At 70.2% G+C, this 3,253-nt stretch carries 4 protein-coding genes; all 4 read left to right on the top strand.

Annotated elements, in window-relative coordinates; genetic code table 11:
- Positions 1–668: FAD-dependent monooxygenase (locus tag G3O06_RS47275; RefSeq protein ID WP_205820186.1), on the top strand; the 668-nt coding region annotated here is incomplete at its 5' end.
- Between the two features lie 66 nt (positions 669–734).
- Positions 735–1,262: a flavin reductase family protein gene (locus G3O06_RS47270; protein WP_174998281.1), complete on the top strand. Its 528-nt coding sequence runs from the start codon at positions 735–737 to the stop codon at positions 1,260–1,262.
- Positions 1,263–1,385: 123 nt separating this feature from the next.
- Entirely contained in the window at positions 1,386–2,309 is a 924-nt protein-coding gene (locus G3O06_RS47265; RefSeq protein ID WP_205820185.1) for a LysR family transcriptional regulator, read from the top strand.
- A 100-nt stretch (positions 2,310–2,409) separates the two neighbouring features.
- A partial coding sequence (locus G3O06_RS47260; protein ID WP_205820184.1) for an FUSC family protein occupies positions 2,410–3,253 on the top strand: 844 nt, incomplete at its 3' end.

Raw genomic sequence — 3,253 nt, 5'->3', positions numbered from 1 at the left:
ACAGCGGCGACGACGCGTATCGCGCGCTGATCGACGTCGATGCGATCGATCCGCGCTCGCCCGTGTTCGAGATCGTCAAGGAACCGCAGGTGACGATCTGGCTCGGGCCCGGCCGGCACGCGATCCATTACTGGGTGCGCGATCGCCGGCTACTGAACCTCGTCGTGATCGTGCCGGGCGACGGCAGCACGCGCGAATCGTGGAGCAGCAAGGGCGATCGCGCGACGCTCGAGGCCGAGCTCGACGGCTGGGATCCGCGCCTCGTCGGGCTGATCCGCTGCGCGTCGGACCTGAGCCGCTGGTCGCTGCACGACCGCCAGCCGCTCACGCGCTGGGTGTGGGACAGCGTGTGCCTGCTCGGTGACGCGTGCCATCCGATGCTGCCGTACCAGTCGCAGGGCGCCGCGCAGGCGCTTGAGGACGCGGTCGTGCTCGGCCGGTGCGTGACCGGTCTCGCGTCGAAGGAGGCCCTCGGCGCCGCGCTGGTCGAGTACCAGCGCTTGCGGATCGACCGCAGCGCGCGGATCCAGCTTGCGTCGGCCGGCAACGGCGGCGTGTTCCACCTGCCCGACGGCCCCGAGCAGCAGGCGCGCGACGCCGAGCTCAAGTCGCGCCGCGCCGACTTCAAGTCCTACCACTGGACCTGGGCCGACGCGTACCAGCTTTGACGCCCGCCCCGGCGCCGCGCGGCGCGAGCCGCGCGGCGCCGGGGCTCCTCGTGACAGGACCGCATCATGATGAACACCGTGGACATTGCGCAGCAATTGAAACAGGCGATGCGCGGCGTGGCCGCCACCGTCACGATCGTCACGACCGGCGGCGACGGCGCCGAGGCCGCACCGTGCGCGCTGACCGCCAGCTCGTTCACGTCGGTCGCGCTCGATCCGCCGACCGTGCTGGTATGCATCAACCGGCGCGCCAGCATTCACGCGTCGATCACCGGCCGCCGGCGCTTCTGCGTGAACGCGCTGCGAAGCTGCCACGTGCCGCTCGCGCTCGCGTGCAGCACGACGGGCTCCGATGCGCGTTTCGCGCACGACGCGTGGCGCACCGACGCGGCAACCGGCCTGCCCTACCTCGAGAACGCGCAGACGTCGTTCTTCTGCGACACGCTCGAGCAGGTCGAGGTCGGCTCGCATTCGATCCTGGTCGGACGGGTCACGCGCGTCGCGATGTCCGACGACGTGAACCCGCTGATGTACGTGAACGGCGCGTTCGCCGCCGTCCGCTCACTGCCGCCCGATGCCGGTACCGGCCAATAACACCCTCGATGCATGCGTCACGCGTGATGCCGCACGCAATCGTTGCGTGCGTTGCAGTCACCCTGCGCGCGCGTATCCCGCACTACCATTGCGCCGCATGCACGCGATGAAACGGAGAAGCCGATGGCACCCGACCTGAACCTGCTGATTTCGCTCGACGCGCTACTCGAAGAGGGCAGCGTCGTCGGCGCCGCACGCCGCATGAACCTCAGCCCGCCCGCAATGAGCCGCACGCTCGCGCGCATCCGCGAAACGGTCGGCGACCCGATCTTCGTGCAGGCCGGCCGCAAGATGGTGCCGACGCCGCGCGCGCTCGAACTGCGCGGTGTCGTCCGCGAAACCGTGGAGCGCGCGTCGCAGTTGCTCGCCCCGTCCGCGGAAATCGATCTCGGCATGCTCGACAAGCAGTTCAACGTGCGGGCGAACGACATCTTCGTCGGGCTGCACAGCAGCCGCCTGCTCGAGGAGATGGCGCGCGGGATGCCGCGCGCGATGCTGCGCTTCATGCCCGAGGAAGACGACGTGGACGACGACGCGTTGCGCAGCGGCCGCATCGACCTGTTCATCAGCGCGTCGCGCCGCCTCGGGCCGGAGATTCGCGTGCAGCCGCTGTTCACGACGACTTTCGTCGGTCTCGCGCGCCAAGACCACCCGATCTTCGACGACGACATCACGCCCGAGCGCTTCGCGCGCTGGCCGCATATCGGCGTATCGCGGCGCGGCAAGTCGGTGGGGCCGATCGACGACGCGCTCACCGCGCGCGGGCTTGCGCGGCACGTGCTGCTCGTCGTGCCGACACCGTACGCGGCGATCTTCGCGCTGCAGGCGTCGGACCTGATCCTGCCGCTGCCCGAGCATCTCGCGCGCGGCGCGGTGCGGGCCGGGCTCGGCGTGCGCTCGTTCGAACTGCCCGTGCCGCTCGAAACCGTGCTGATCACGCAGGCGTGGCATCCGCGCTTCCAGAGCGACCCCGCGCACCAGTGGTTGCGGCGAGTCGTGCGCGGACTGTGCATCGGCCAGCCAGCGCTGCATCCGCCGCACGCATGACGCATGCGCCGCACGCACTCGTCGAATGCAAAGACGTCACTGTTCCGCATGCATGGCTCGACCGTAGACTGGCTTCGTCCTTTCTCATGGAGCGAGCGCAGTGCATGAAGCAGCAGATCAGACGCGCGCCGTCGCGGCGCCGCCCCGCCGCCTGAATCGCGCGGCCGCGGCGCTGATCGCACGCATCGACATCTTCACGCCGCGCGGCGCGTATGTCGCGCGCTCGGTCATTGCCGCCGCACTCGCGCTCGGTGTCGCGTACCTGCTCGAACTGGAAACCCCGTACTCGGCGGCGTCGACGGTGCTGCTCGTGATCAATCCCGTTCAGGGCGCCGTGATCGGCAAGGGCGTATGGCGCGTGGTCGGCACGATCGCGGGGATGGTCGTCGCGTTCGTGCTGATGGGCTGCTTCGCGCAGCAACCGCTGCTGTTCATCCTCGGCTTCGCGTTCTGGCTCGGTGTCTGCGTCGCGGGCATGACGCTGCTGCGGCACTTCCGCGCGTCGGGCACCGTGGTGGCCGGCTACACGATCGGCCTCGCAACCTACGGCGCGATGCAGCATCCCGAGCTGACCTTCGAGCACGTGATCGGGCGCGGCTCCACGGTCGCGATCGGCGTGCTGTGCCTGAGCCTCGTGTCGATGCTGCTCGGCACGCGCGACGTGCATGCGAAACTCGAAGCGCTGGTGGCGCGCGTCACGGCCGACGTCGCGCGGGTCATCGCCGCGCAGCGCAACGGCCTCGCGGCGGCGCCCGCCGACGACAAGCGGCACGCGCTGTTCGCCGGCATCTACGGTATCGACGATCTGCTCGCGCTCGGCAAGGCCGAATCGGAAGATCTCGCGCAGCGCGCGGCCGCCGTGCGGCACGGGATGGCCTCGCTGTTCGGCGCACTCGCAGGCGGCATGCCGCCGCTGCCGGCCGACAGTCCCGGCGCGCACGCGA

This window comes from Burkholderia sp. Ac-20345 (genome assembly GCF_017104825.1).
GTDB classification, from domain to species: Bacteria; Pseudomonadota; Gammaproteobacteria; order Burkholderiales; family Burkholderiaceae; genus Burkholderia; species Burkholderia lata_B.
The sequence above is the reverse complement of the archived record's forward strand: the minus strand, read 5'-3'. Positions and strand labels throughout refer to the sequence as shown.

What these genes read in the sequence shown, in the direction of transcription:
- G3O06_RS47270 (WP_174998281.1), top strand. Translation starts at nt 735, where the DNA reads ATGATGAACACCGTGGACATTGCGCAGCAATTGAAACAGGCGATGCGC.
- G3O06_RS47265 (WP_205820185.1), top strand. Translation starts at nt 1,386, where the DNA reads ATGGCACCCGACCTGAACCTGCTGATTTCGCTCGACGCGCTACTCGAA.